The sequence below is a fragment of the Nonomuraea sp. 10N515B genome (assembly GCF_052245915.1).
In the GTDB taxonomy this organism is placed as follows: Bacteria; Actinomycetota; Actinomycetes; order Streptosporangiales; family Streptosporangiaceae; genus Nonomuraea.
On the sequence record NZ_JBQQBQ010000026.1, the window covers coordinates 52,725 to 74,130 of the forward strand.

The window sequence follows — 21,406 nt, forward strand, 5'->3', positions numbered from 1 at the left end:
CGGCCACGTCGCCTGATGGCTTCATGTGTGACGGCCTCCCCTGGGCCGCTCCCATTTCCGGGCGTATGTGGCGATCATTGAGCTGATCCCACGTTCGAGGAGCGCAATGCCCGCACTGGAAGCCGCGGCCGCCGCGGCGGCGAAGGTCGTCGCCCAGCGCGCCGCACAGGAATGGTTGTCGGCCCGCTCTGCCCAGGCCGAGCGGAACTCGGACCTGGCCACGCTCATCAGGAGCGAGCTTCCCGACCGTCTGGTCAGGCGCAGCTTCCAGCGCCAGGTGGAAGCGATCGCCGACGGAGTGGACCGGCGCCTGATGACGCTTGTCGAGCGGGAATACGGCGGCCTGTCGGAGAATGACAGAGCCGCCGCGCTGCTGGAGGCCGTGGACACCGTTAAGCGGGCGGACTTTTCCGATCGGGCCGTCTTCGACGCTGCGGCCGACCCGATCCTGCTGACCAGGCGGATCCGGCAGGGGCTGGCCGACCCCCGTCCTCAACTCGGCGAGGCCGGCGGGCAGCTCTACGACGTGTTGCTCGAAGAATGCGTCGAGTGCGTGGTGCGCATCCTGCAGCAGCTCCCGCAGTACCTGCCCAGAGTTGCCACCGAACTGCTCGGCAGAACGGTCCGGCTCGGCGAGCAGCTCGACGAGTTGGGCACGCAGGTCTCGACGGTGCTGGCGAAGCTGCCCGCGCGCACCCTGGACGCCCCGTCAGGAGTCCAGGACGACGCTGAGTTCGAGCGCCGCTATCTCGAGCACATCAGCCGGACGCTGGACGAGGTCGAACTGTTCGGCGTCCGGGTGGACAACTACCGACCGCGGGCCACGCTGAGCATCGCCTACATCAGCCTGAGCGTCTCCGCCGAGGGCCGAAGGCCCGACCACGAACGCATACGGTTCGGTGACCTGACCGACGCGCCCGCCCAGCACGGCATGACGACAGTGCGCGCCGAAAGCGCCCTCGGGCGTGCCCCCAGGACCCTGCTCAGAGGGGATGCCGGATCGGGCAAGAGCACGCTGCTGCGCTGGTTGTCGGTCACCGCGGCACGCGGTGACTTCGTGGACGAGCTGGCCGGGTGGAACGGCTGCGTCCCGTTCGTCATCAAGCTTCGCAGTCACCACACGGGAGTCCTGCCAGGGCCGGAGAATTTCCTAGCCGACGTCGCGGGCCCACTGGCCGGGCGCATGCCCACGGGGTGGGCCCACCGGATCCTGGAGTCCGGACGGGCCCTGCTGCTGGTCGACGGTGTTGACGAGCTGGCCGTGCGGCACCGCCCGGCCGTCAGGCAATGGCTCGGCGGCCTGCTGTCCGCCTACCCCGACATCACCACCGTCGTGACCTCTCGCCCTGCCGCCGCCGACGCGCGATGGCTGGAGGAAGAGGGCTTCGAGTCGGTGATGCTGGAGCCGATGACCCCGCATGACCTGCATGAGCTGGTACGACACTGGCACGTGGCGATGAAGGGCTCCAAGAGCCTGCCGTGCACCCCAGCGAAGCTGGAGGAGTATCAGGGCGCGCTGCTGGCCAGGCTGGAGAGCGGCCGACATTTGCAGACGCTTGCCTCCACCCCTCTGCTGGCCGCGATGCTCTGCGCGCTCAACCTGGACCGCGGCACGCAGCTGCCACGCAACCGGATGGGGTTGTACGCGGCGGCGCTCGAACTGCTGCTGGTGCGCCGCGACGTCGAGCGCGGCATCGCCGCCGAGGTCGCGCTCGAACCCGAACAGACGATCCGCATCCTGCAAGACCTGGCCTGGCAGCTGTCGGTCTGGGGTCGCTCCGAACTGTCCAAGGCGACCGCGCTCCGCCGGATCTCCGACAAAGTCGCGTCGATGCCCCGCATCGACGCGACGGCCGAGGCCGTCCTGGACCACCTGCTCCAGCGCAGCGGCGTGATCAGAGAGCCGGTCACGGGACGGATCGATTTCGTCCACCGCACCGTGCAGGAGTACCTCGCCGCCAAGCAGGCGGCCGACGACGCCGACATGGAGCCGCTGACCGAGCGGGCGCATCTGGACCAGTGGCGCGAGACAGTGGTGATGGCCGCCGGCCACGCGAACGCCCCGGTACGCCGCGAACTCCTCCGCGGACTGCTGGACCGGGTGGAGAGAGACAGTCGGTACGCCCGGCGGCTGCGGCTGCTGGTGGCGGGATGCCTGGAGACTGTCCAGGAGCTTCCCGCCGACCTGCGGGAGCGCATCGATGCCTGCCTGGCCGAGGTGATACCGCCAAGGAACGACGCCGAAGCCAGGTCGCTGGCCCTGGCCGGCGAGGAGGCGCTCCACCGCCTGCCCGCAGACCTACGCGGACTGTCAACGGCCAAGGCAATCGCGACCGCGCGTACCTGCTGGCTGATCAACGGCCCCGAGGCGCTGGCGAAGCTGTCCGGATACGCCGGTGACACCAGGAGCGACGTCAAGAGAGAGCTGATCACGGGCTGGAGCTACTTCGATCCCTACGCCTACGCGACCAAGGTCCTCGCCGGAATCACGCCGCCGACCGGGCGCCTGGACATCGACAACCCCCGGTTACTCGGCGGCCTTGGCCGGCTCAGGAAGGTCGATGCCGTCGACGTCGACTGCCCCGTCGACCACCTGGATTTCCTCCGGACGGCTCCGCCGCTGTCCTGGTTGGCGCTGCGGGAAGTGGGCGGCGCCTCCCTGGAAGATCTCGCCTGCCACCCCGAACTGGACTGGCTCTGGATCCACTTCAGCCCTGCACGGCAGGTCGACCTGGAGGTGCTCTCCAGGCTGCCCAAACTGAGGGAGCTGAAGCTACGCGGAGTCGACTTCACCGACCTGGGATTCTTGGACACGGTCACGTCCTTGGACTCGCTGCTGCTTGAGGACCTGAACCGCGTACAAGACTTCTCCCCCATCACCCGCCACCATAGGCTTCAAAACCTCGGCCTCTACCGGGCACACCGGCTGCGAGATCCGGCGTTCTTCGCCGGCTTCCCTGAACTGACACATGTCACGCCGCTGGATACCGCGATCGACGGCGGTCTGCCGGCCCTCATCCGGTCCGTCCCCCGGCTCGAGGAGCTCAGGTTCTTCCACTGCGACTGGCTGAACGACCTGAGTTCGGTGCGCGAACGCCGCCTGCATCTGCTGAGTTCATTCGGGTGCCGGAATCTGCGGGACCTGAGTCCGCTGGCCGGTCAGGAGAGCCTGGATTCCCTGTTACTCCAGCACACAAGCGTTACCGATCTCGGCCCGCTCGCCGGGCTTCCCCGCCTTCGCTATCTCAACCTGTACGGCTGTAGCGGGATCAGCGACCTCACCCCGCTCGCTTCGCTGCCGGCCCTGGACAGCATCACCCTCGATGGCACGGCGCAGACACTTGATCTGTCGCCGCTCGCGGACATGCGGAACCTCACCGTGTTTGTGAGCAAGACGCAGGAGCTCCGCAACGCCCGTGCCCTTCACCGGAGCATCAACGTCATCCGATCTTGATCGCGTGTCGTGGGTGGGTAGGACCCGCCCAGGCCGGGTGATGCCTCATCATGCGACGTCTTTTAAGGTAAGGACATGCCTCGTTTCCGCCGGATCCTGGACACCATGGCCCCCTACAAGCCGGGTAAGGCCGTCGCGGCTCCCGACGGGAGGTCGTACAAGCTGTCGTCCAACGAGTCCCCGTACGACCCGCTGCCATCCGTGGTGGAGGCGATCGCCGAGGGGGCCCGTCACATCAACCGCTACCCGGACCCCGGCGCGATCATGCTGACCGAGGCCATCGCGGAGCGATACGGGGTGCCGTCCGACCACGTCGCGCTCGGCCCGGGCTCGGTCACGGTGCAGCAGCAGTTGCTGGAGGCGGTGGGCGACCCCGGGGCGGAAGTCGTGTACGCGTGGCGGTCGTTCGAGGCGTATCCGCTGCTCTGCGATCTGGCCGGCGTCACGTCCGTCAGGGTGCCGTTGGCGGGCGAGGATCATGACCTGGACGCCATGGCGGAGGCGATCAACGACCGCACTCGCCTGGTCTTCGTGTGCAACCCGAACAACCCGACGAGCACCGCGATCCGGCGCGCCGAGCTGGAGGCGTTCCTCGATCGGGTGCCCGAGCACGTGCTGGTGGTCCTGGACGAGGCCTACCGCGAGTACGTCCGCGACGAGGACGTCCCCGACGGCCTCACGCTCTACCGCGACCGGCCCAACGTGTGCGTCGTACGCACGTTCTCGAAGGCCTACGGGCTGGCCGGGCTGCGGGTCGGCTACATGATCGCGCACGAGCCCGTGGCCGCGGCCGTCCGCAAGACGATCGTGCCGTTCGCGATCAACCACCTCGCCCAGGTGGCCGCCATCGCGTCGCTGAAGGCCGAGGACGAGCTCATGGAGCGCGTCGAAACCGTGGTCAAGGAGCGCACCCGCGTCCGCGAGGCGCTGATCGCCCAGGGTTGGGAGGTGCCGCCGACCGAGGCCAACTTCGTCTGGCTCCGGCTCGGCGAGCGTACCCTCGACTTCGCCGCCGCCTGCGCCGTCGAGGGGGTCGCCGTCCGCCCCTTCGCGGGCGAGGGCGCCCGCGTATCGATCGGCGACCCCGAGGCGAACGACGCCTTTCTCAAGGCCGCCGCCGAATTCCGCGCGTGAGTGTTCGCTATTCCCACTTGAGCAGGCGGGACAGCGTGATGAGGTGGGAGGAGTTGGTCGCGGGGAAGTTCGCGTACTTCGTACCGACCAGCGCCTTCACCTGGGGATCCCACTCGGTGAGCTCCAGCCACGAGTGCAGGTAGTAGTCGACCCCGTTGGCCGCGGTCCCGGTCCCGTCGACGTACAGGCTGAAGACGGGAGCCGTCGTGGAGTCGTTCCACATCTTCGCCAGCAGCGTGTTCTTCAGCGCCGTCATGTCGGCCGCCGTGAAGACCTGGGAGCTCCGGTAGAACTCCAGGAACGCCGAGAGGTCCACGTTGGCGTGGGAGAGATCCTCCTTCGTGGTCGTGTAGGTCGCGTAGTTCCAGATGTAGGCCCCGCCCGAGTTGGTCAGGTCGTTGCGGGTCCAGCGCGCCAGGCGGGTCGCCCGGTCCAGGTAGGTCGGGTTCCCGTTGACGGCGTGTAGCACCATGAGCATGTTCCCGAAGGCCAGTGCCTGGTTGTACGGCAGGTCGCTGGAGACCCTGGTGTGGCTGAATGCGTCGAAGTTCGGCGATTGCATGTAGAGGCCCTCGGTGGTCCCGATCGGTTTCCACGTGTTGCCGATGTATGAGCTCGACTCCCACCGCGGGACGATCTCGTTCTCCAGGAAGGCCCGGTAAGTGGCTGCCTTGGCGGCGTACCCGGAAAGGGCCGGGGTCTGGGCGACGAGGCGGACGAACTCGGCGATGGGGATGCCGATCATCCCGTCGTGCACGATGTACGGCAGGACCGCGCTCAGCTTGACGTCGTCGAAGTAGGCCGACCCGCTGACCGTGTAGGACTTGTGCTCCAGCCACACCTCCAGCGATCGTCCCGCCGGCAGCGAGCACGTGACCTCCTTGTAGGTCCACGTGCTGGTCGTGTACTCCAGCATGCACAGCGTCGTGGAGCCCTCGCGCAGCACGATGCGCCCCACGACGGAGCCGGTGCGCTTGCCCCAGCCGCGCAACACGTGCTGGGTGCCGCCCTCATAGGTGCTCGCCACAGGCTGGCGGAGCTTCTTCCACCTGGTCAGGTCGGAGACGACGCGCACCGACTGGCTGCCCGTGCCGCTCGGGACGTCGGTGGTCCGGTAGATGTGGCTGCCGGTGTCCTGGAACCTGGTCCAGTTGGCGGGCAGCGTGGTGTCGCCGCTCGCGGCCGTCTCGAAGCTGGGGTTGCCCAGCTCGACCGGCGAATACCGGCTGGTGCTCCAGCCGAGGTAGCCGTCGCCGTCGATGTCGTCGGCCTGGGCCAGGATGGTGTCGGTGTGGATGACCAGCTTGTCGAGCCAATGGGTGTCCTGGGTGGCACCGTAGACGTCGAGATAGCTGCGCAGGATGTAGCTCTCGCCCCACGCCAGGTTCGCGCTGCTCTTGTTCGTGTAGAGCGAGTCGCCGATCTGGCTCTCCAAGGCTGTGTACTTCGTCAGCCACACGCTCTCGGCCGGGACGACGGTGGTGGTCAGGGCCAGGACGGCCGCGACCAGGGTGCGTAACATCAGGCCCCCCTGCGCGCGTGCCAGTTGAGGTAGGCGACGCAGAGCAGGTACGAGCCCTGCTGCGGCTCGACCGCCCGGCCCTCGTAGATCGCCCGCGAGTGGGTGAAAACCGTCTCGTCCCAGGGGGCCACCGCCATCCAGCGCGGTGCCTGGAGATACTGCCCGGCGGACGTGGTGCTGCCCGTGCCGTCGATGCGCCCGTACGCCGTGGCGATACCGTCGGCGCCGGGCGGCGCGACCAGGTTCTTGCTGTAGGTGCGGGCGAAGCGGGCCATGTCCTGCCCGGTGTAGAAGAGCTTGTGGCGGAAGGCGGCCGCGGCGAACTCGACCTCGATGGCGCCGTGGCTGAGGTCCTCGATCTGCCGGGCCCCGGCGGTGAAGGACGGCGTGAACTCGGAGATGCCATCGGTCTTGGAGAAGCCCTTGTAGAGCTTGCCGTAGGTCGGCCAGTACGGCCAGACATAGGCATCGTCGGCGTCGGCCGTGAGCTCCAGAGAGAAGGTGTAGCCCATCCGGCGTACCCGATCGCGATAGTGGTGGTCGCCGGTGGCGGCGGCCAGTTCCGCGTAGGTCTGGCCGAGCGACACGCTCTGGTTGGTGGGTTGCTCGGCGCCGTCGTAGGCCAGGGGCGTCCCCTTGTTCCAGACGAAGTAGCCGCGCCCGTCCGGGGTCTGCCGCCACTCCTCGTCGTGCACGGCAGCCGCGTCCTTGGCCGCCTTGAGGAACTCCAGCGCCTTGCCCTTGTAGCGCCGCCAGAGCGCGGGGTTGGCCAGCACCGTCCTGGCGAACGCGGCCATCGGGTAGGTGATCATGCCGGTGTGCACGCTGAAGATGACCGGTTGCGAGGCGAACACGCTCTCGCCCAGGGCGGGCGTCGCCTCACCGGAAGGCGCGGCTCGCAGGTCGCGTGCGGTCACCATGGTCGGGGTGGGGTAGGCGTCGAAGATGCGCTTGACCGCATAGTCGGCGGAGGCCGGGTCCAGCGACAGGTTGGGGAAGGTGGCGACCAGGTTGGTCCTGGTGTTCTTCACCTGCAGCGAGAACCGGCCCGCCGAGGTGCCTGCGGTGACGGTCGCGATCGCGTTGTCGGCGTAGCTCAGCGCGGAGCGGACCTCCAGCAGCGGGGTGCCGTCGGCGTCCTTCAGCGTGACGAAGCCCACCGTGTAGGGGTGCATGGCGCGCCAGGCGGGCAGCGATTTGCCCCGGTGGTCCGTGACGCCGCGTGCCGAGTCGCGTTTGGCCAGCACCTGCTCGACGTTCTCGACCAGCCGGTCGAGGTAGTGGGTGTCCTTGTAGGCCTCCCACATGCGCATGAAGCCCATCAGCACGTAGGACTGCCCCCAGGCCAGCGCGCCGTGCTCGTTGGTGTCGGTGGGCTTTCCGGTGGCCGCGCTGCTGTGGAAGATCCTGTCGAACAGGTCGAAGGTCTCCCTTGAGGTGTAGTCGTAGGCCGATGAGCTGGAGAAGCCGAGCGCGCCCATGGCTAGGGCGCCCAGGCCGAACTGCCGTCGGGACAGGTGCATTGTCAGGACCTCCTGGCGAACCAATTGAGATAGGCCATGCAGGCGAGGTAGGAGCCTTGCGCGGATTGCACGGCGCGAGCGTCGTAGATCGAGCGGGCGTGCGTGAACACGGTCATGTCCCAGGGCGCGACGGCCACGTCGATGCCGCCGTGGCTGAGGTCCTCGATCCGCCGTGCGCCGGCGATGGACGGCGTGTACTCGGACCGAAGGAAGGCGCCATCCGCTGCGCTCGGAGTCGCGCCCGGCCAGCACGCCCCACGCCCTCCTGCCGCGCTCGTTGGTCTCCGTGGGCTGGCCGGGTGCTCCAGCCTCGCGGAAGATCCGCTCGAAGTGGTCGAATGTCTGTCGCGAGCCTGCGGGTCAACATGATCTACCCCTTCACTGCGCCTCTCATTCCTTCGAGAACGTGGCGTTGCATGAGCATGAAAACGATGACGACCGGGATGATCGACATGATCGTTCCGGCGGCGAGCGTGCGGACGTCCGTGCCCGTGATCCCGGCGAGGTAGGAGATCCCGAGCGCGAGCGGGTACTTCGCGGAGTCCTTCAGCACGACCAGCGGCCAGATGAAGCTGTTCCAGACCGAGATGAAGCCGAAGATGCTCAGGATGGCCAGCGTCGGGCGGGCGGCCGGCAGCATGACGTGCCAGAAGATGCGCAGTTCGTGGCAGCCGTCGGTGCGCGCGGCGTCCACGACGTCGCGTGGCACGCCCGCGAAGGTCTGGCGGAGCAGGAAGATCCCGAAGGCGGACAGCAGGCCGGGCAGGATGACGCCGGCGAACGTGTCGGCCATGCCGAGCTGGGTGACCACCAGGAACCGCGGGATGAGCATGAGCTCGCCCGGCAGGAACATCGTGGACAGGATGGCGAAGAAGACGATGGTGCGCCCGCGGAAGTGCATCTGGGCCAGCGGGTAGGCGCACAGCGCCGAGACGATGACGTAGGCGGGCACCGTCAGGCCGACGTAGATGACGGAGTTGAGCAAGTAGGTGGGGTAGGGGATGGAGGTCCACGCCTCGATCACCCAGTTCAGCACCGGCGGCCGGGGGATGATGTCCGGCGGGAAGGAATAGACGGCCTGGTCGGCGGGCTTGAGCCCGGCCGACAGCAGGATGAGGAACGGCCCGACGAAGACCAGCGCGATCGCGGTCAGCAGGATGTACATCCCCGCGCGCCGAAGGATCATGCCATGACCGTCCTTCCGCGGGTGATCCGGTAGTTGAGGATGGCCAGGCCGATCATCAGCACCCACAGGACCAGCCCCATGGCGCTCGCGTAGCCCATCTCGTAGCGCTCGAAGGCCGCCGACCAGATGTAGTAGCCCAGCGTGAGCGTCGCGTCCTGAGGCCCGCCCTTGGTCATCACGTAGATCGAGGTGAAGGCCTGCATCGCGTCGAGCATCTCCACGGTGATCGCGACCGCGATGTAGGGAATGAGCAGCGGAACGGTGATGCTCCGCAGGCGGTGCCAGGCGTTGGCGCCGTCCACCCGCGCGGCCTCGTAGATACTCGCCGGGATGGTCTGCAGGCCGGCGAGGTAGATCATCATGTAGAAGCCCATGTTCTTCCAGCCTTCGACCAGGATGACCGCGGGCAGAGCCCAGGCCGGGTCGAGGAGGTACTGGATCGGCTCGTCGAGCAGGCCGGCGCCAGTGAGCATCCAGTTGAGGACGCCCTGCTGGTGGAAGACGTACTCCCAGGCGATGCCGACCGCGACCATCGACGTCACGACCGGCAGGTAGTAGAGCATCCGGAAGGTCTTGATGCCCGGCAGCTTCTGGTTGACCAGTACGGCCAGCAGCAACGGCACCACGACCAGCAGCGGGAACATCCCGACGAGGAACAGGACCGAGTTGAGCAGCGCGGTCCAGAACCGGCCGTCGCCGAGCATGCGGACGAAGTTGTCCACGCCCACGAAGACGGGTGGCGGGGAGATCATGTCGTACTTGAAGAACGACAGCTGGATCGCCGTCACCGCAGGCCAGGCGAAGAAGACGCCGAAGAGCACGAGCGCCGGCGCGGCGAAGAGATAGGGCGTGTACCAGCGCTGTCCGGGTATGCGCATGGCTTCACACCCTTCCTTGGTGATTGTGGCGGCCGTAGATCAGATAACGGATGGCCAGAAGTTATACAGACTTGATAGAGACGGTCAATAGCTGGACCTTGACCGGCAAAATCTGAGCTGGCATTCTGCCGAAAGAAGAGATTAAGGACGGCCAGAATCGAGGACCCCTGCGATGTCCCGTAGGTTTGCCTTAGTGACAGGCGCGCTGGCGCTGTCGCTCCTCACCACCGGCTGCGTGGCCGGCACGTCAACCAACGGCCCGGCTGCCGCCGACGACCAGCCTTTCGAGGGCGAGGTCGAGTTCTGGACGATCAACCTCAAGAAGAACTACAGCGACTACATCGACGGGCTCATCGCCGACTACCAGAAGCAGCACCCGAAGGTCACGATCAAGTGGGTCGACGTGCCCGGCCAGGAGAGCGCGACCAAGCTGCTGGCCGCCGTGGCCAGCGGCGACGTGCCGGACGTTGTCAACGTCAACTCCGTGGAGCTCGGCCGCTTCGTCCCGTCGCTGACCCCGCTCGACGAGCTGCTCAAGACGGAAGACCTGGCGGACTTCCAACCCAACCTGGTGGAACCGCTGCGCACCGACGGCAAGCTCTACGCCGTGCCCTGGTACAACGGCGGCGCTCCGGTGGCGATGTACCGCAAGTCCGTGGTGAGCAAGGCCGGCTTCGACGAGGCCGCCCCGCCGAAGTCCTACGACGAGGCACTGGAGTTGGGCGACAAGGTCTACAAGGAGACCAAGGTCTACGGCTCCAACATCATCCCGGACCACAACGTGCTCCGCTACTACGGCATCAGCCTGCTGTCGGCGGACAAGAAGAAGGCCGAGTTCAACACGCCACAGGCCGTGGAGATCCTGGAGAAGTTCAAGAAGAGCTACAAGAGCGGCATCGCGCCGGGCGCGATCTCCAAGGACATCCGGAATCTGCCCCAGAGCCTGGAGAACGAGCAGGTCGCCTTCAAGCCGACGGCCAACGCCGCCGAGCTGCTCAACATCCAGAAGAACGCGCCCGACGTCTACAAGGACCTGGTCATCACCGAGCCGGTCCAGATGAACACCGGCAACTACCTCCTCCTGGCCCAGCAGGCCTTCTCCATCCCCAAGGCCTCCAAGCACAAGAAGGCGGCCGCCGAGTTCCTCAAGTACGTCGCCAACGGCGCCAACCAGCTGGCCTTCTGCAAGATCGTGCCGATCTACCCGTCCACGATCTCCTCCACCAAGGACGCCTTCTTCACCCAGGCCGAGAGCGGCGACGCGATGGGCGCGGCCCGCCAGGTCATCGTGAAGGGGCTGGCCAAGCTCGAGTACAGGCCCATCGGCACCAGCAAGGACGCCGAGCTCGGGGAGTACCTCTCCGAGGAGGTCAGGGCATTCCTGTCGGGGACCAAGAGCGCCAAGGAGGCGCTCGACACAGCAGAGAAGCAATGGAATGACGCACTTGCCTCCTAAGCTCAGAATCGGGATCATCGGCACCGGCATCATGGGACGCGGCCACGCCGAGGTGCTGGCCGCGCACCCCGACGCCGAGATCACCGCCGTCTGCCGCAAGCCGCTGGCCGATGCGCCGGTGTTCCCGACGTACCGGGAACTGATCGGGTCGGGGCTCGTCGACGCGGTGTCGATCACCACGCCGGACCACCTGCACGCGGACATGATGGTCGCCGCGGCCGAGGCCGGTCTGCACATCCTGGTCGAGAAACCCTTCACGACCACGGTGGAGGACGCCGACCGGGCCGTGCGGGCCATCCGGCAGGCGGGCGTGGTCGCCATGTGCCTGTTCAACCACCGCTGGGTGCCTGCCTACGCGCAGGCCAAGGACCAGATGGGGATGATCGGCGAGCCGGTGGTCGGCTACGCGCGCAAGGACGACACGATCTACGTGCCGACCGAGATGATCGGCTGGGCCGACCAGACGACGTGCGCGTGGTTCCTGTCCAGCCACGACATCGACCTGCTGACGTGGCTCTACGACGACAACGTCGTGGAGGTCTTCGCCACCGCCCGGTACGGCAAGCTGCGCGACCGCGGCGTCGACACGCCCGACGCCGTGCAGATCCAGGCCCGCTTCAGGCGCGGCGCGGTGGCCACGTTCGAGTCGGCGTGGATCTACCCCAACACGTTCCCGACGATGGTCGACAGCTACGTCACCGTCGTCGGTGAGGACGGGGTGATCCAGCTGGACCGGCAGAAGGAGAACATCCAGCTGGCCACCGACAAGGCCTACACGTACCCGCGCAACATGCTGCAGCGGGTCGTGCACGGCGTGCCCGCCGGCGCGTACCGGGATGCGATCCATCACTTCGTGGCGTGCGCGCGCACCGGCACCGAGCCGCTGATCACGGTGGAGAGCTCGCGTCACGTCACTGCGGTGCTGGCGGCGGCGCACGAGTCCGTCCGGTCGGGTCTGCCGGTGAAGGTCTCATGAAATATGTGGAGAAGGCGCCGCATGTTGACCCGGTGCGCATGCGGCACATCACCGACGAGGCGCTCCTGGCCGAGCTGGGCGTTACGTCGATCGCCGAGGCCAGGCCGTGGCGCCGCCCCGCCCCCGCCTGGGACGGCTCCGCGACGATCGAGGAAGCCGACGCGCTCATCGGCGCGGAGGTCGACTTCCTCGACAAGGGGCGCGGGCGCTCGCGGCTGTACGGCTTCCACTACCTGCGGTGGATGACGCCGCTGGTGCACGCCTACCGCGAGACCGGCGACGCGCGCTACGCCGCGGAGTGGGACCGGCTGTTCCGGCAGTGGTACGGCACGCGCGACCAGGTCGAAGGTGACTGGCCGGGCCTCGACGTCATCTGGTACTCGCTGGGCGTCTGGGCCAGGTCGATGCACGTCACCCGGGCCATGGCGGAGCTGGCGGACGAGCCCGCGCTCAGCGACGAGTGCTGGGCGATGATGATGAAGACCATCCTCGGCGGCGCCCGCTGGTCGGCGGAGGAGCACGACGAGTTCCGGCACGGCAACTGGCAGTTCGTCTGCGCCGCCGAGCTCCTGCACGTCGCCACGCTCTTCCCGGAGCTCCCCGAGGCACCGCGGTGGGCCGAGATCGGCCGGGCGCGCGTCCTGGAGCACCTGGAGCTCGACGTGCGGGCCGACGGCGGGCACCACGAGCGCTCGCCCGGCTACCACGGCATGGTCTTGGACGCCGTGCACCGCGTGCTGGCGCTGGACCCGAGCTTCGCCGAGCACCCCAGGGTGCGGGCCATGCACTCCTGGCTCGCCTCCCTGGTCACCTCCGGCGGCTGGATCCCGCACCTGCAGGACAGCGGCGTGGTCTGGCCCGCCGACGCGCTCCGGCGCGGCGCGGAGCTGGGCGTGCGGCCCGAGCCTGGGTCGCACCTGCTGGACGCCAGCGGCTACGCGATCTTCCGCGCCGGGCACCTGCACACCGTGATCAACTACGGGCCCTACGTGGGGCACGAGCTCGAGCCGCACAGCCACCACGCGGCGCTCGACTTCGTACTGTCCGGCTGGGGCGTGCCGCTGGCCTGGGAAGGGGGCGGCCCGCCGTCCTACGACGACCCCGGTTACTACGACTGGTACCAGGCGACCAGGGCGCACAACACGCTGCTCGTGCCCAGCGAGGAATACACCGAGGACCGCCGCGCCGCCTGCGACCTGTTCTCCGTGTCCGCAGAGGCCGACGTCTTCGCCGGGCACCATCACGGCTACAGCGCGCGGCATGACCGCACGATCGTCTTCATCAAGGGCGACCACCCGTACTGGATCGTCACCGACCGGATCGACGCGGCGGCGGTCTGGCAGATCCACGGCCTGTCGCCGTGGGTGGAGCACGACGGTGGATTCGTGGGCACCCGCGGCCCCGGAATCTTCGTAGTGCCTCTGGAGCCGCCCGACGAGGTGCTGTACGGGACGGGTCCGGCCAGGATCCCCGACCCCGCCACCAGGACCGCCGAGTACGGCGAGATCCACTCGCTCGGCCTGAGGCGAAGCGACGGCAGGTTCACCGTCGGCATCTTCCCCTACCGCGACGAGCCACCCTCAATCCCGGAAGATTGGACGGTTCATGCTGATCGACGCTGACGCGATGCTCGGGCGCTACCCCCGCAGGGATGTGGGCACGGGCTCGATCACGGAGGCGCTGGACAGGATGGACCGCTTCGGCATCGCGGAGGCCGTGGTCAGCCACACCCTGTCGTGGCTGCACGACCCCGCGACGGGCAACAGGGAACTGCTCGGCCTGGTCGCCGATCAGCCCAGGCTGCGCCCCTGCTGGGTGCTGCTGCCCGACACCTGCGGCGAGACCGGCACGCCGGACGAGTTCGTGACCGCCGCGCTGGAGTCCGGGGTGTGCGCCGTGCGCGCCTACCCCGCCGACCACGGCTACGACCTCGCGGGCGGCGACTGCACAGCCATGCTCGGCGCGGTCGCGGAGGCCGGGCTGCCGCTGTTCGTGGACGCGGCCCAGACCGGCTGGTTCGCGGTGGAATCCGTCGCCGCCGAACACCCGAAACTGAGGACTGTGGTGGGCGCGCTCGGCTACCGCCAGCTAAGGCAGGCGGCCGGGGTGCTCTCGCGTACCAGTAACGTCTACCTGGGCCTGGCCAACTTGTCCTCGCACTGCGGACTCGAATGGCTCGTCGGGCGTTACGGCGAGCGCCGTCTCGTCTTCGGCACGGGCGCGCCGCTCAGAGACCCGGCCGAGGCGGTCACTCGGCTGCTGTGGTCGGAGCTCGACGACGGGGCCGTGGCGGCCATCGGCGCCGGCACCCTGCTGGACCTGCTACCCGTGAGGACCGTGTGAACGCGATCACCTCCGCGCTGTGGCGGCGGCGCCCGCAGACCAGCGTCAGGATCGTCGACGCACACGCGCACGCCGGCCCCTACAGCCTGTTCTTCATCCCCGATGCGTCCCCGGACGCGATGGTCAGGGTGATGGACAGGTGCGGCGTGGCGCACGCCGTCCTCTCCAGCCACCTGGCGATCCAGCTCGACGCGGCGGCGGGGAACGCCGCGACCGCCGAGGCGGTGGACCGCGCGCCGGACCGCTTCACCGGGTATCTGACGATCAACCCCTGGCAGGACCCCGACGGCGAGCTGGGCAAATGGGGGGCGGATCCGCGCTTCGGCGGCATCAAAATCCACCCCGATCTGCACGATTACCCGCTCACCGGCAGGCGCTACGCCGGTGTGTGGGAGTTCGCGCAGCGCACCGGCTGCCCTGTGCTCACCCACACCTACGACGGCTCTCCCTACAACGACCTGGCGGAAGTGGACGCCGTCGCGTCGGAGCATCCCGACGTGGTGATCATCGCAGGGCACGCGGGCGCGACCCCGCTCGGTTTCGAGAAGGCCATAGAGGTGGCGCAGCGGCGCCCAGGTGTGATCCTGGAGGTGTGCGGGTCCTTCAACACCGGGCCCGACATCGCCAGGATGGTACGGGAGGTCGGGGTCGACCGAGTGGTCTACGGATCCGACTTCCCCTTCATCGATCTTCGGATCTCGCTGGGGAGGGTACTCTTCAGTGGCCTCGGGGAGAAGGACCAGGCCGCGGTGCTCGGTGCGACGATGACCCGCTTGCTTCAGTGGAGATCCGGACTGGGGTGATCAAGATCATGGATCGGCTGCGTTCGGAGTCGAGGTCCAGAGTGGCGATCGGGATCGTAGGGCCGCACGATCTCGTCGAAGAGATCATGATGATCGGCGCCGACCTTCCGGCCGCGGCCGACTGGCGGCTGGTCGGCGCGCCGCATGCCGAGGAGCACGAGACCTACGACAAATTCCTGCGGATCTCCGACAGCATCGACGTGGTGCTGTTCACCGGGCCGCTCCAGCACGACCTGGCCAGGCAGGCGGGCGAACTGCTGGTCCCTGCCACATTCGTGCCCATGAGCGGGGCCAGCCTGTACGCCAGCCTGCTGCGCGGGGTGCTCAGTCACGGGATCGACCCGTCCAGGGTGAGCATCGACTCGCTGCCCGCCGCCGACGTGGACGAGGCGTACGGTGAGATCGGCGTGAGCACGGCCGGCGTGCACCTCTCCGAGTACGACCGGCCGGAGTCGGCGCGCGGCTTCAGCGCCTTCCACGAGCAGCTCTACCGACAAGGGGAGACCACGGCGGCGCTCACCACGATAAGGAGCGTCGCCAACAAGCTGACCGCCGCCAAGGTGCCCGTGCTGCGCCTGCTGCCGACCTCCCACACCTTGCGCCTCGCACTCAACACCGCCGCCCTGCTCGGCACCGGCAGCAGGCTGGAGGATGCACAGATCGCCATCGTGGTCGTCGAGCTCGCCGCCTCCGCCAAGCCCAATTACTCCGGGCCGGGCAACTACTGGCAGCAGGAGCTGAAACTGTCGCTGCACCGCTCGCTGCTCGCCGACGCGCGGCTGATGGGCGCCACGGTGGTGCCCCGAGACGAGAACAGCTACGTCGTCACCGCCACCGTCGGTGCTCTCAATCAGGCCACCGACGGGTTCAGAGTGGCGCCGTTCATGGACCGGATCCACTCCGAGGCCGGGGTCGCCGTCGAGGTCGGCATCGGGCTCGGAAGCACGGCCCGCGACGCCGACGCCAACGCGCTGGCGGCCGTCGAGAAGGCGCGCAACGCCGGTGGCGCCGCCGCGTACCTGGTCGGGGGCGACGGCACCGTGCTGTCGCTGCCGGTGCGCAGGCGCAAACGGCAGGAGAGCGTGCCCGTCGTCTCCACCAAGGCGGCCAAACTGCTCGAACGCCTGGTGGAGAGCCTCGACGACGGCGACACGATGGTGGTCGACGCCGAGATCGTCGCCGACGTGCTGTCGGTCTCTCCGCGTAGTGCTCGCCGGGTTCTTCAGAGCCTCGCGGAGGAGGGGCTGGCCTGGCCGATGCCCCCGGTCAAGGGCACCCAGGCGGGCCGGCCGCGCCAGCCGTACCGGCTCGTGCGGGCCTAGGCGTCGCCGAGGCGCACACGCGAGCCGTACCTTTCCAGCAGCCGGGCGTTGTGTGCGTCCCCGCCCGGGGTGTTGGCCGACCGGAAGACGGGAGGCGCCTCGCCGGCGGCGAGGAAGCGGCCGACGACGTCGGCCACCAGGAGCTGCGCGGCCAGCACGCCCGTGAGGGTCGAGACGCCGCCGGCCGTGCCGCCGCCTGGCAGCGGCAGCGCGGCGTCACCGTACGGCGCGCCGTTGTCGATGACCACCTGGGCCAGGTCCGCCAGTCGTTCGTCCACGACCAGTCCGGCGGTGTGCGCGCGAGAGGTGATGGCGACCACCTGGTGCCCGTGCCGCACCGCGAGGCGGGCCATCTCGACGATCGCCGCATTGCCACCCGAGTTCGAGATGATCACGAAAACGTCCTCCGGCCGGATGTCGGCCAGCTCCCAGACGCGCGCGGCCAGGCCGGGCTCGCGCTCGATCTTCGGGTCGAGGATGTCACGTGGTGAGGCGTCACCGTAGTAGGCGATGTCGCGGATGCCGAGCTGGTTGACCGGCACCAGCCCGCCGGCCCGGCCGGTGAGTTCGAGCGCGACGGACCTCGAATGGCCGGTGCCGAACGCCTGGAGCACCCCGCCCGCCCGCAACGAGGCGAAGACCAGCGCGCCCGCCTTTCCGATCGCATCGCATTCGGCGGTGAGCAGCCGGTCCACGGCCGATCTGGCGATCTGCGCGTACGCGCTCTGGTCGATCACAAATCCTCCAGTAGCTGTCGTGCGGTCTCGGCGATCAGTTCGGCGCTGCCCGGAGCCACCTGGCTGGCCAGCACCTCGTACTCGGCGTGCTGGTAGGCGCCCGCCGTCGGCAGGTAGCCGGGATACCCGTTGACGTAGCCCAGGACCAGGGTCGGCTCGCCGGGCCGGTCGGCGATGCGCTCGGCGACAGCGAGGAACGGCTCGCCGGGCAGCCCGGCGAGGGCGAGCCCGCCGAGGCGGGCGACGTTCACGTCGACGCCCGTCCGGACGGGCCGTGCGGTGCGGGCCCGCAGTCCTTCGAGCCTGCTGCGGGCCAGACGGGTGACGACCGGGTCGCCCGACGCCGCGGCCTGCTCGTACCCGGCGATGAGCGCCGCCTCGTCGGCCGTCGTGGAGGTGGGTTCGAGCGTCAGGCGTCGCGTGGCCCAGGAGATCCACCGGCCGGCCGCTCCGGCTCGCCAGAGCGGCGTCCCCGGACCTGCCAGCAGGTCGGCGCAGCGGTCGGCGACGAGCGCACCCAGGCGTTCCAGCTCCGCCGCGTCCTGGCCTCGCCTGGTGTGGCGGGTGCTGATGTCACCGGCCGCGCCGGTGGCGACCACCACCCAGACGTCCTCGCCGAGCCGCTTCCTCAGACTCCTGCGTACGGCTCCGACCAGGTCGGCGCTGACCAGGCGGTTCGTCGCAGGCAGCACGGTGGGGTGCACGGGAAGGACCACCAGGACCCCGGCGAGCCCGCCGTCGTACACGGCGATCAGGTCGAGCGGAACCACGGCGGGCGCTCGTGGTCTGCTCCGATCGGAGCCGACGCCCTGCAGTTCGCCGCGGTACACCGTGCCCTCACACGGCCTCTCCCTGTCGATCGCCTGCCGTACAGCCGTGCCGACCGCCTCGGTGACCCGTTCGAGCCATGGCTCGGGCGTCGGCCCGCCGCCTGGTACGCAGCCGGTCTCGGGCCCTGCGTGGGTGTGGCTCGCCGCCAGCCACAGCTCGCATCCGGCCGCCTGCCTGGCCCGCCTGGCCAGGTCCTCGTTGACGCAGATGATGTCGGCGGTCGCCAGCGCGAACCGCCTCTCGCCGTCCGACCAGGTCAGCGCGCTCACCGACAGCGGGTCGGCCAGCCCCGTGGACGGCCCCGGCCGGTCGAGGTAACCGCCCATCGGCGTGCCGTCCGGTACGGGCAGATCGGTGGTGCCGTATCCCACTCTCATCGTTCCGCCGTTCTGATCATCGCCTGGTAGCGGCCGGGCCCTGCGGAGGCGGCCAGCAGGGCGGCGCCCGCGAGACTGTCACCCGCAGGGGGGTGGAGCTTCGCTCTGGGGAGCAGCCGGGCCAGCTCCGCCTCGAACCCGGTACGGAGCCCGGAGTCACGCAGCAGGCGGCCGGTCCACGCGACGGGCACCGCCGTTCCCTCCGCGAAGCAGCGGGCTGCCGCCGCCACCGTGCCCGCCAGTTCGCGGGCCGCCTCCTCGGCGATGGCCCGGGCCGTACGGTCTTCCGTCAGCTCCAGGACGTGGACCGCGAAGCGCGCGATCCGCGCCACCGCGTCGGGGGCGAGGTAGAGGCGTCCGGGCAGGCCGGCCAGGTCGCCGAACACGGCCTGGGCACGCTCGGTGAGCGGGCCCGGTTCCGCGCGCCCGTCGAAGCCCCGGCAGGCGGCGTCGAGGCCGCGGCGGCCGATCCAGAAGCCGCTGCCCGCGTCGCCGTAGAGGTAGCCCCAGCCGTCCACCTGCCGGATGTCGTCACCCACGCCCAGTGCGATCGCTCCGGTGCCCGCGGCCAGCACCACGCCCTTGCCGCCCGAGAACGCGCCCGCGTGCGAGGTGACCACATCGGTCGTGATCATCACCCGGCGGGCGGTGGCGAGCAGGTGGCCGGCCAGTTTGCCGGGATCATCCAGGACCGTGGTCAGCCCGAGGCAGATGGTGCCGAGTTCCCCCCATCCCGTCCCGATCCGCTCCAGCACGGCCTTGACCGGGGAGCCCTCCGCGTACGACAGGCCGGGCAGCTCGCGGATCTCCTGGATCCGCCCCCGCTCGGCCAGGCCGAGCCGCAGGCCCGTCTGCCCGCCGTCGATCGCCAAGTCCATGAAGACACCGTCCTGGTCACGATCCGGGCCGGAATCCCGCCCGGCGGTACTCGGTGGGAGAGCAGCCGACGTGGCGGCTGAACGCGCTCCGCAGCGCCTTGGCGCTCGGGTAGCCCGTGTGCGCGGCGATCACGTCGACCGGCAGGGTGGTGGTGGACAGCAGCCGGCGCGCATGCCGCAGGCGCAGGCCCGTCAGGTGGCGCAGGAACGTGGTGCGGCGCTCCTCCGCGAACAGGTGCGAGATGTAGAACGGGCTCGCGCCCACCGCCTGCGCCACCGTCGCCAGGCGCATCCTCGGGTCGGTGTAGTTCTCGGCCAGGTACGCCTCCGCCAGCGCGAGCACATCTCTGCGTGGCGGCTCGGGCATCAGCCGCCCGAGCGTCTCGCGCAGCCACATGTGCAGGTAGGAGCGCTCGTGGATGTCGCCGACCGCGACGATGTCCTCGATGGGCAGCCGGGCGCACGTCACGACCCAGTCGGTCGAACCGTCGGCCAGCCTGGCACGGTTGGCCACGTCCACGACGAACAGCAGCTGCCCGATGAGCCAGTCGCGCAGAGTCTGGGGGTCGGCGTCGCGAGCGCACCTGTTGACCCAGCTCGCCAGCAGCTCTGCCGCGCCGTTGCTGTCGCCCGCGCGGACACGCCTGGTCAGCTCCCGCTCGATCCGTACGGGTGGCCCATCGACGGATATCGCGGCCACTCTGCCACCGGCCTGCGGCTCGATCACCCGGTCGCCGCCGAGCACGAGCTTGTAGCCGTTGACCCGCCGGGCGTCCCGCTCGGTCGCGATCGAGCCCACGCTGGGCGAGCCCAGGCTGACGGTGGCGGTGCACGCCGTCTCGCGGACGATCCTGGCGCGTACTTCCTCCGCCAGCGCGGTCGCGTCGGACATCAGCGCGTCGGGATCGGCTCCCGTCAGCAGGACGAGCCACTCCTCGGGCGGCTGTGCGCGGCAGGTCGCCCCCGGGCGGCCGCTGGTGGCCGCGCGCACCGCCTGGTCGGCGTGCCGGAGCTGACGCTGTGCCCATGACCGCCCGCGAGCCTGCTCGGAGACCATGAAGTCGTCGATGTCCACCAGAGCAGCCACAGCGTAGGTCATGTCTCTACTTTAGGCGGACCGAAATTTGACCGTATTTACCAGCGTTCCGATTCCCTCCACCGTCGCCCGCATGGTGTCGCCGTCTTCGAGCGGGGCGATCCCGGCGATGGTGCCGGTCGCGATGAGGTCGCCCGGCATCAGCGTCATCCCGTCGGACAGGTCGGCGATGAGCCGGGGGAGGCCGAAGACCATCTGCCTGGTGTTGGCCCGCTGCCTGACTTCGCCGTCCACTTCCAAGGTCAGCTCCAGCGCCTGTGGATCGGGCACTTCGTCCACCGTCGCCAGGTACGGGCCCGCAGGCGCGAAGGTGTCGAACCCTTTGGACTGGTCCCACGGCACGTTGCGGGCGATGTTGGCCAGTTGCAGGTCGCGCGCCGTCATATCGTTGATCACGGTGTATCCGGCGACGGCCTCGCGCCACCGCTCGGCCGGCAGGTCCCTGGTCACCTTGCCGATGACCACGGCCAGCTCGACTTCGTGCTCCAGATGACGGGTACGGGCAGGGGCGAGCACCGGGTGGTTGTGGCCCACGAGCGCGGACGGCGGTTTGAAGAACAACACCGGCTCCGGCGGAACCTCCAGGCCGCTCTCGTCCGCGTGCTCCTGGTAGTTCAGCGCCAGACAGCAGATCTTCGTGCAGGTGGCCACGGGCGGCTCGAAGAGCACGGCGTCCTCGTCCAGCGTGGGACCGTCGCGGTCGGCCACCAGGTCGGTCAGGCGGTCGAGCCCGTACGAGTCCAGGGCCGCGACTGGATCCGATCCGAGGTCCGGGCCGAGATCGGCCAGGCTCACCAGCTCGCCGGCCGTGCGCCGGGCCACCAGCTCGACAGGGCTGGAGGGGGTACGCCGAATACGTCCAAGAAACATGTCCGTAAGCCCATCAAGGC

The 21,406-nt window shown here is 69.1% G+C and carries 17 protein-coding genes; 8 read left to right on the forward strand and 9 right to left on the reverse strand.

What is annotated here, in order from left to right; all coding sequences use genetic code 11:
* The first annotated feature begins 106 nt into the window (after positions 1-106).
* A complete protein-coding gene (locus ACTWQA_RS32570; protein WP_443162830.1) occupies positions 107-3,454 on the forward strand; it encodes an NACHT N-terminal Helical domain 1-containing protein in 3,348 nt (1,115 codons plus the stop codon).
* Between the two features lie 75 nt (positions 3,455-3,529).
* Entirely contained in the window at positions 3,530-4,588 is a 1,059-nt protein-coding gene (hisC, locus tag ACTWQA_RS32575) for a histidinol-phosphate transaminase (RefSeq protein WP_443162831.1), read from the forward strand.
* A gap of 7 nt (positions 4,589-4,595) precedes the next feature.
* Here hisC and ACTWQA_RS32580 read toward each other — a convergent pair whose 3' ends face one another.
* From ACTWQA_RS32580 to ACTWQA_RS32595, 4 genes are all read right to left on the reverse strand, one after another.
* Entirely contained in the window at positions 4,596-6,110 is a 1,515-nt protein-coding gene (locus tag ACTWQA_RS32580; RefSeq protein ID WP_443162832.1) for a hypothetical protein, read from the reverse strand.
* Entirely contained in the window at positions 6,110-7,633 is a 1,524-nt protein-coding gene (locus tag ACTWQA_RS32585) for a hypothetical protein (protein ID WP_443162833.1), read from the reverse strand. Before ACTWQA_RS32585 ends, ACTWQA_RS32580 begins: the two co-directional genes overlap by 1 nt.
* Before the next feature lie 370 nt (positions 7,634-8,003).
* On the reverse strand, positions 8,004-8,819 hold the full coding sequence (locus tag ACTWQA_RS32590; protein ID WP_443162834.1) for a carbohydrate ABC transporter permease: 816 nt from the start codon (positions 8,817-8,819) through the stop codon (positions 8,004-8,006).
* Entirely contained in the window at positions 8,816-9,697 is an 882-nt protein-coding gene (locus tag ACTWQA_RS32595; RefSeq protein WP_443162835.1) for a carbohydrate ABC transporter permease, read from the reverse strand. The genes ACTWQA_RS32590 and ACTWQA_RS32595 overlap by 4 nt, the downstream gene beginning before the upstream one ends.
* A 172-nt stretch (positions 9,698-9,869) precedes the next feature.
* On the opposite strand from ACTWQA_RS32595, the gene ACTWQA_RS32600 reads away from it, so the two are divergent.
* From ACTWQA_RS32600 to ACTWQA_RS32625, 6 genes are read left to right on the forward strand one after another with little or no spacing between them, the layout of a single operon-like run.
* Positions 9,870-11,153, forward strand: coding sequence for an ABC transporter substrate-binding protein (locus ACTWQA_RS32600; protein WP_443162836.1), 1,284 nt, complete (start codon positions 9,870-9,872; stop codon positions 11,151-11,153).
* The gene (locus ACTWQA_RS32605; protein ID WP_443162837.1) at positions 11,143-12,129 is read left to right on the forward strand and encodes a Gfo/Idh/MocA family protein; all 987 of its coding nucleotides are present in this window, start codon (positions 11,143-11,145) and stop codon (positions 12,127-12,129) included. Before ACTWQA_RS32600 ends, ACTWQA_RS32605 begins: the two co-directional genes overlap by 11 nt.
* On the forward strand, positions 12,126-13,751 hold the full coding sequence (locus tag ACTWQA_RS32610) for a heparinase II/III family protein (protein ID WP_443162838.1): 1,626 nt from the start codon (positions 12,126-12,128) through the stop codon (positions 13,749-13,751). The genes ACTWQA_RS32605 and ACTWQA_RS32610 overlap by 4 nt, the downstream gene beginning before the upstream one ends.
* Positions 13,735-14,472, forward strand: coding sequence for an amidohydrolase family protein (locus ACTWQA_RS32615; protein ID WP_443162839.1), 738 nt, complete (start codon positions 13,735-13,737; stop codon positions 14,470-14,472). Before ACTWQA_RS32610 ends, ACTWQA_RS32615 begins: the two co-directional genes overlap by 17 nt.
* Entirely contained in the window at positions 14,469-15,275 is an 807-nt protein-coding gene (locus ACTWQA_RS32620) for an amidohydrolase family protein (protein WP_443162840.1), read from the forward strand. Before ACTWQA_RS32615 ends, ACTWQA_RS32620 begins: the two co-directional genes overlap by 4 nt.
* Positions 15,254-16,597 (forward strand): transcriptional regulator, encoded by a 1,344-nt coding sequence (locus ACTWQA_RS32625; protein WP_443162841.1) that lies wholly within the window; start codon positions 15,254-15,256, stop codon positions 16,595-16,597. Before ACTWQA_RS32620 ends, ACTWQA_RS32625 begins: the two co-directional genes overlap by 22 nt.
* On the opposite strand, the gene ACTWQA_RS32630 is transcribed toward ACTWQA_RS32625, so the two are convergent.
* From ACTWQA_RS32630 to ACTWQA_RS32650, 5 genes are read right to left on the reverse strand one after another with little or no spacing between them, the layout of a single operon-like run.
* Entirely contained in the window at positions 16,594-17,334 is a 741-nt protein-coding gene (locus ACTWQA_RS32630; RefSeq protein WP_443162842.1) for a sugar isomerase domain-containing protein, read from the reverse strand. The two genes, ACTWQA_RS32625 and ACTWQA_RS32630, sit on opposite strands and share 4 nt — an antisense overlap.
* On the reverse strand, positions 17,331-18,542 hold the full coding sequence (locus tag ACTWQA_RS32635) for a hypothetical protein (RefSeq protein WP_443162843.1): 1,212 nt from the start codon (positions 18,540-18,542) through the stop codon (positions 17,331-17,333). Before ACTWQA_RS32635 ends, ACTWQA_RS32630 begins: the two co-directional genes overlap by 4 nt.
* Positions 18,539-19,420: a BadF/BadG/BcrA/BcrD ATPase family protein gene (locus ACTWQA_RS32640; RefSeq protein WP_443162844.1), complete on the reverse strand. Its 882-nt coding sequence runs from the start codon at positions 19,418-19,420 to the stop codon at positions 18,539-18,541. The genes ACTWQA_RS32635 and ACTWQA_RS32640 overlap by 4 nt, the downstream gene beginning before the upstream one ends.
* 16 nt (positions 19,421-19,436) lie before the next feature.
* Complete coding sequence (locus ACTWQA_RS32645) at positions 19,437-20,519, reverse strand: helix-turn-helix domain-containing protein (protein ID WP_443162845.1); 1,083 nt, start codon at positions 20,517-20,519, stop codon at positions 19,437-19,439.
* A gap of 9 nt (positions 20,520-20,528) precedes the next feature.
* Entirely contained in the window at positions 20,529-21,386 is an 858-nt protein-coding gene (locus ACTWQA_RS32650) for a fumarylacetoacetate hydrolase family protein (protein WP_443162846.1), read from the reverse strand.
* Positions 21,387-21,406 lie beyond the last annotated feature (20 nt).

What these genes read in the sequence shown, in the direction of transcription:
- ACTWQA_RS32600 (WP_443162836.1), top strand. Translation starts at nt 9,870, where the DNA reads ATGTCCCGTAGGTTTGCCTTAGTGACAGGCGCGCTGGCGCTGTCGCTC.
- ACTWQA_RS32595 (WP_443162835.1), bottom strand. Translation starts at nt 9,697, where the DNA reads ATGCGCATACCCGGACAGCGCTGGTACACGCCCTATCTCTTCGCCGCG.
- ACTWQA_RS32645 (WP_443162845.1), bottom strand. Translation starts at nt 20,519, where the DNA reads ATGACCTACGCTGTGGCTGCTCTGGTGGACATCGACGACTTCATGGTC.
- hisC (WP_443162831.1), top strand. Translation starts at nt 3,530, where the DNA reads ATGCCTCGTTTCCGCCGGATCCTGGACACCATGGCCCCCTACAAGCCG.
- ACTWQA_RS32580 (WP_443162832.1), bottom strand. Translation starts at nt 6,110, where the DNA reads ATGTTACGCACCCTGGTCGCGGCCGTCCTGGCCCTGACCACCACCGTC.
- ACTWQA_RS32610 (WP_443162838.1), top strand. Translation starts at nt 12,126, where the DNA reads ATGAAATATGTGGAGAAGGCGCCGCATGTTGACCCGGTGCGCATGCGG.
- ACTWQA_RS32650 (WP_443162846.1), bottom strand. Translation starts at nt 21,386, where the DNA reads ATGTTTCTTGGACGTATTCGGCGTACCCCCTCCAGCCCTGTCGAGCTG.
- ACTWQA_RS32640 (WP_443162844.1), bottom strand. Translation starts at nt 19,420, where the DNA reads ATGGACTTGGCGATCGACGGCGGGCAGACGGGCCTGCGGCTCGGCCTG.
- ACTWQA_RS32590 (WP_443162834.1), bottom strand. Translation starts at nt 8,819, where the DNA reads ATGATCCTTCGGCGCGCGGGGATGTACATCCTGCTGACCGCGATCGCG.
- ACTWQA_RS32635 (WP_443162843.1), bottom strand. Translation starts at nt 18,542, where the DNA reads ATGAGAGTGGGATACGGCACCACCGATCTGCCCGTACCGGACGGCACG.
- ACTWQA_RS32570 (WP_443162830.1), top strand. Translation starts at nt 107, where the DNA reads ATGCCCGCACTGGAAGCCGCGGCCGCCGCGGCGGCGAAGGTCGTCGCC.
- ACTWQA_RS32615 (WP_443162839.1), top strand. Translation starts at nt 13,735, where the DNA reads ATGCTGATCGACGCTGACGCGATGCTCGGGCGCTACCCCCGCAGGGAT.
- ACTWQA_RS32585 (WP_443162833.1), bottom strand. Translation starts at nt 7,633, where the DNA reads ATGCACCTGTCCCGACGGCAGTTCGGCCTGGGCGCCCTAGCCATGGGC.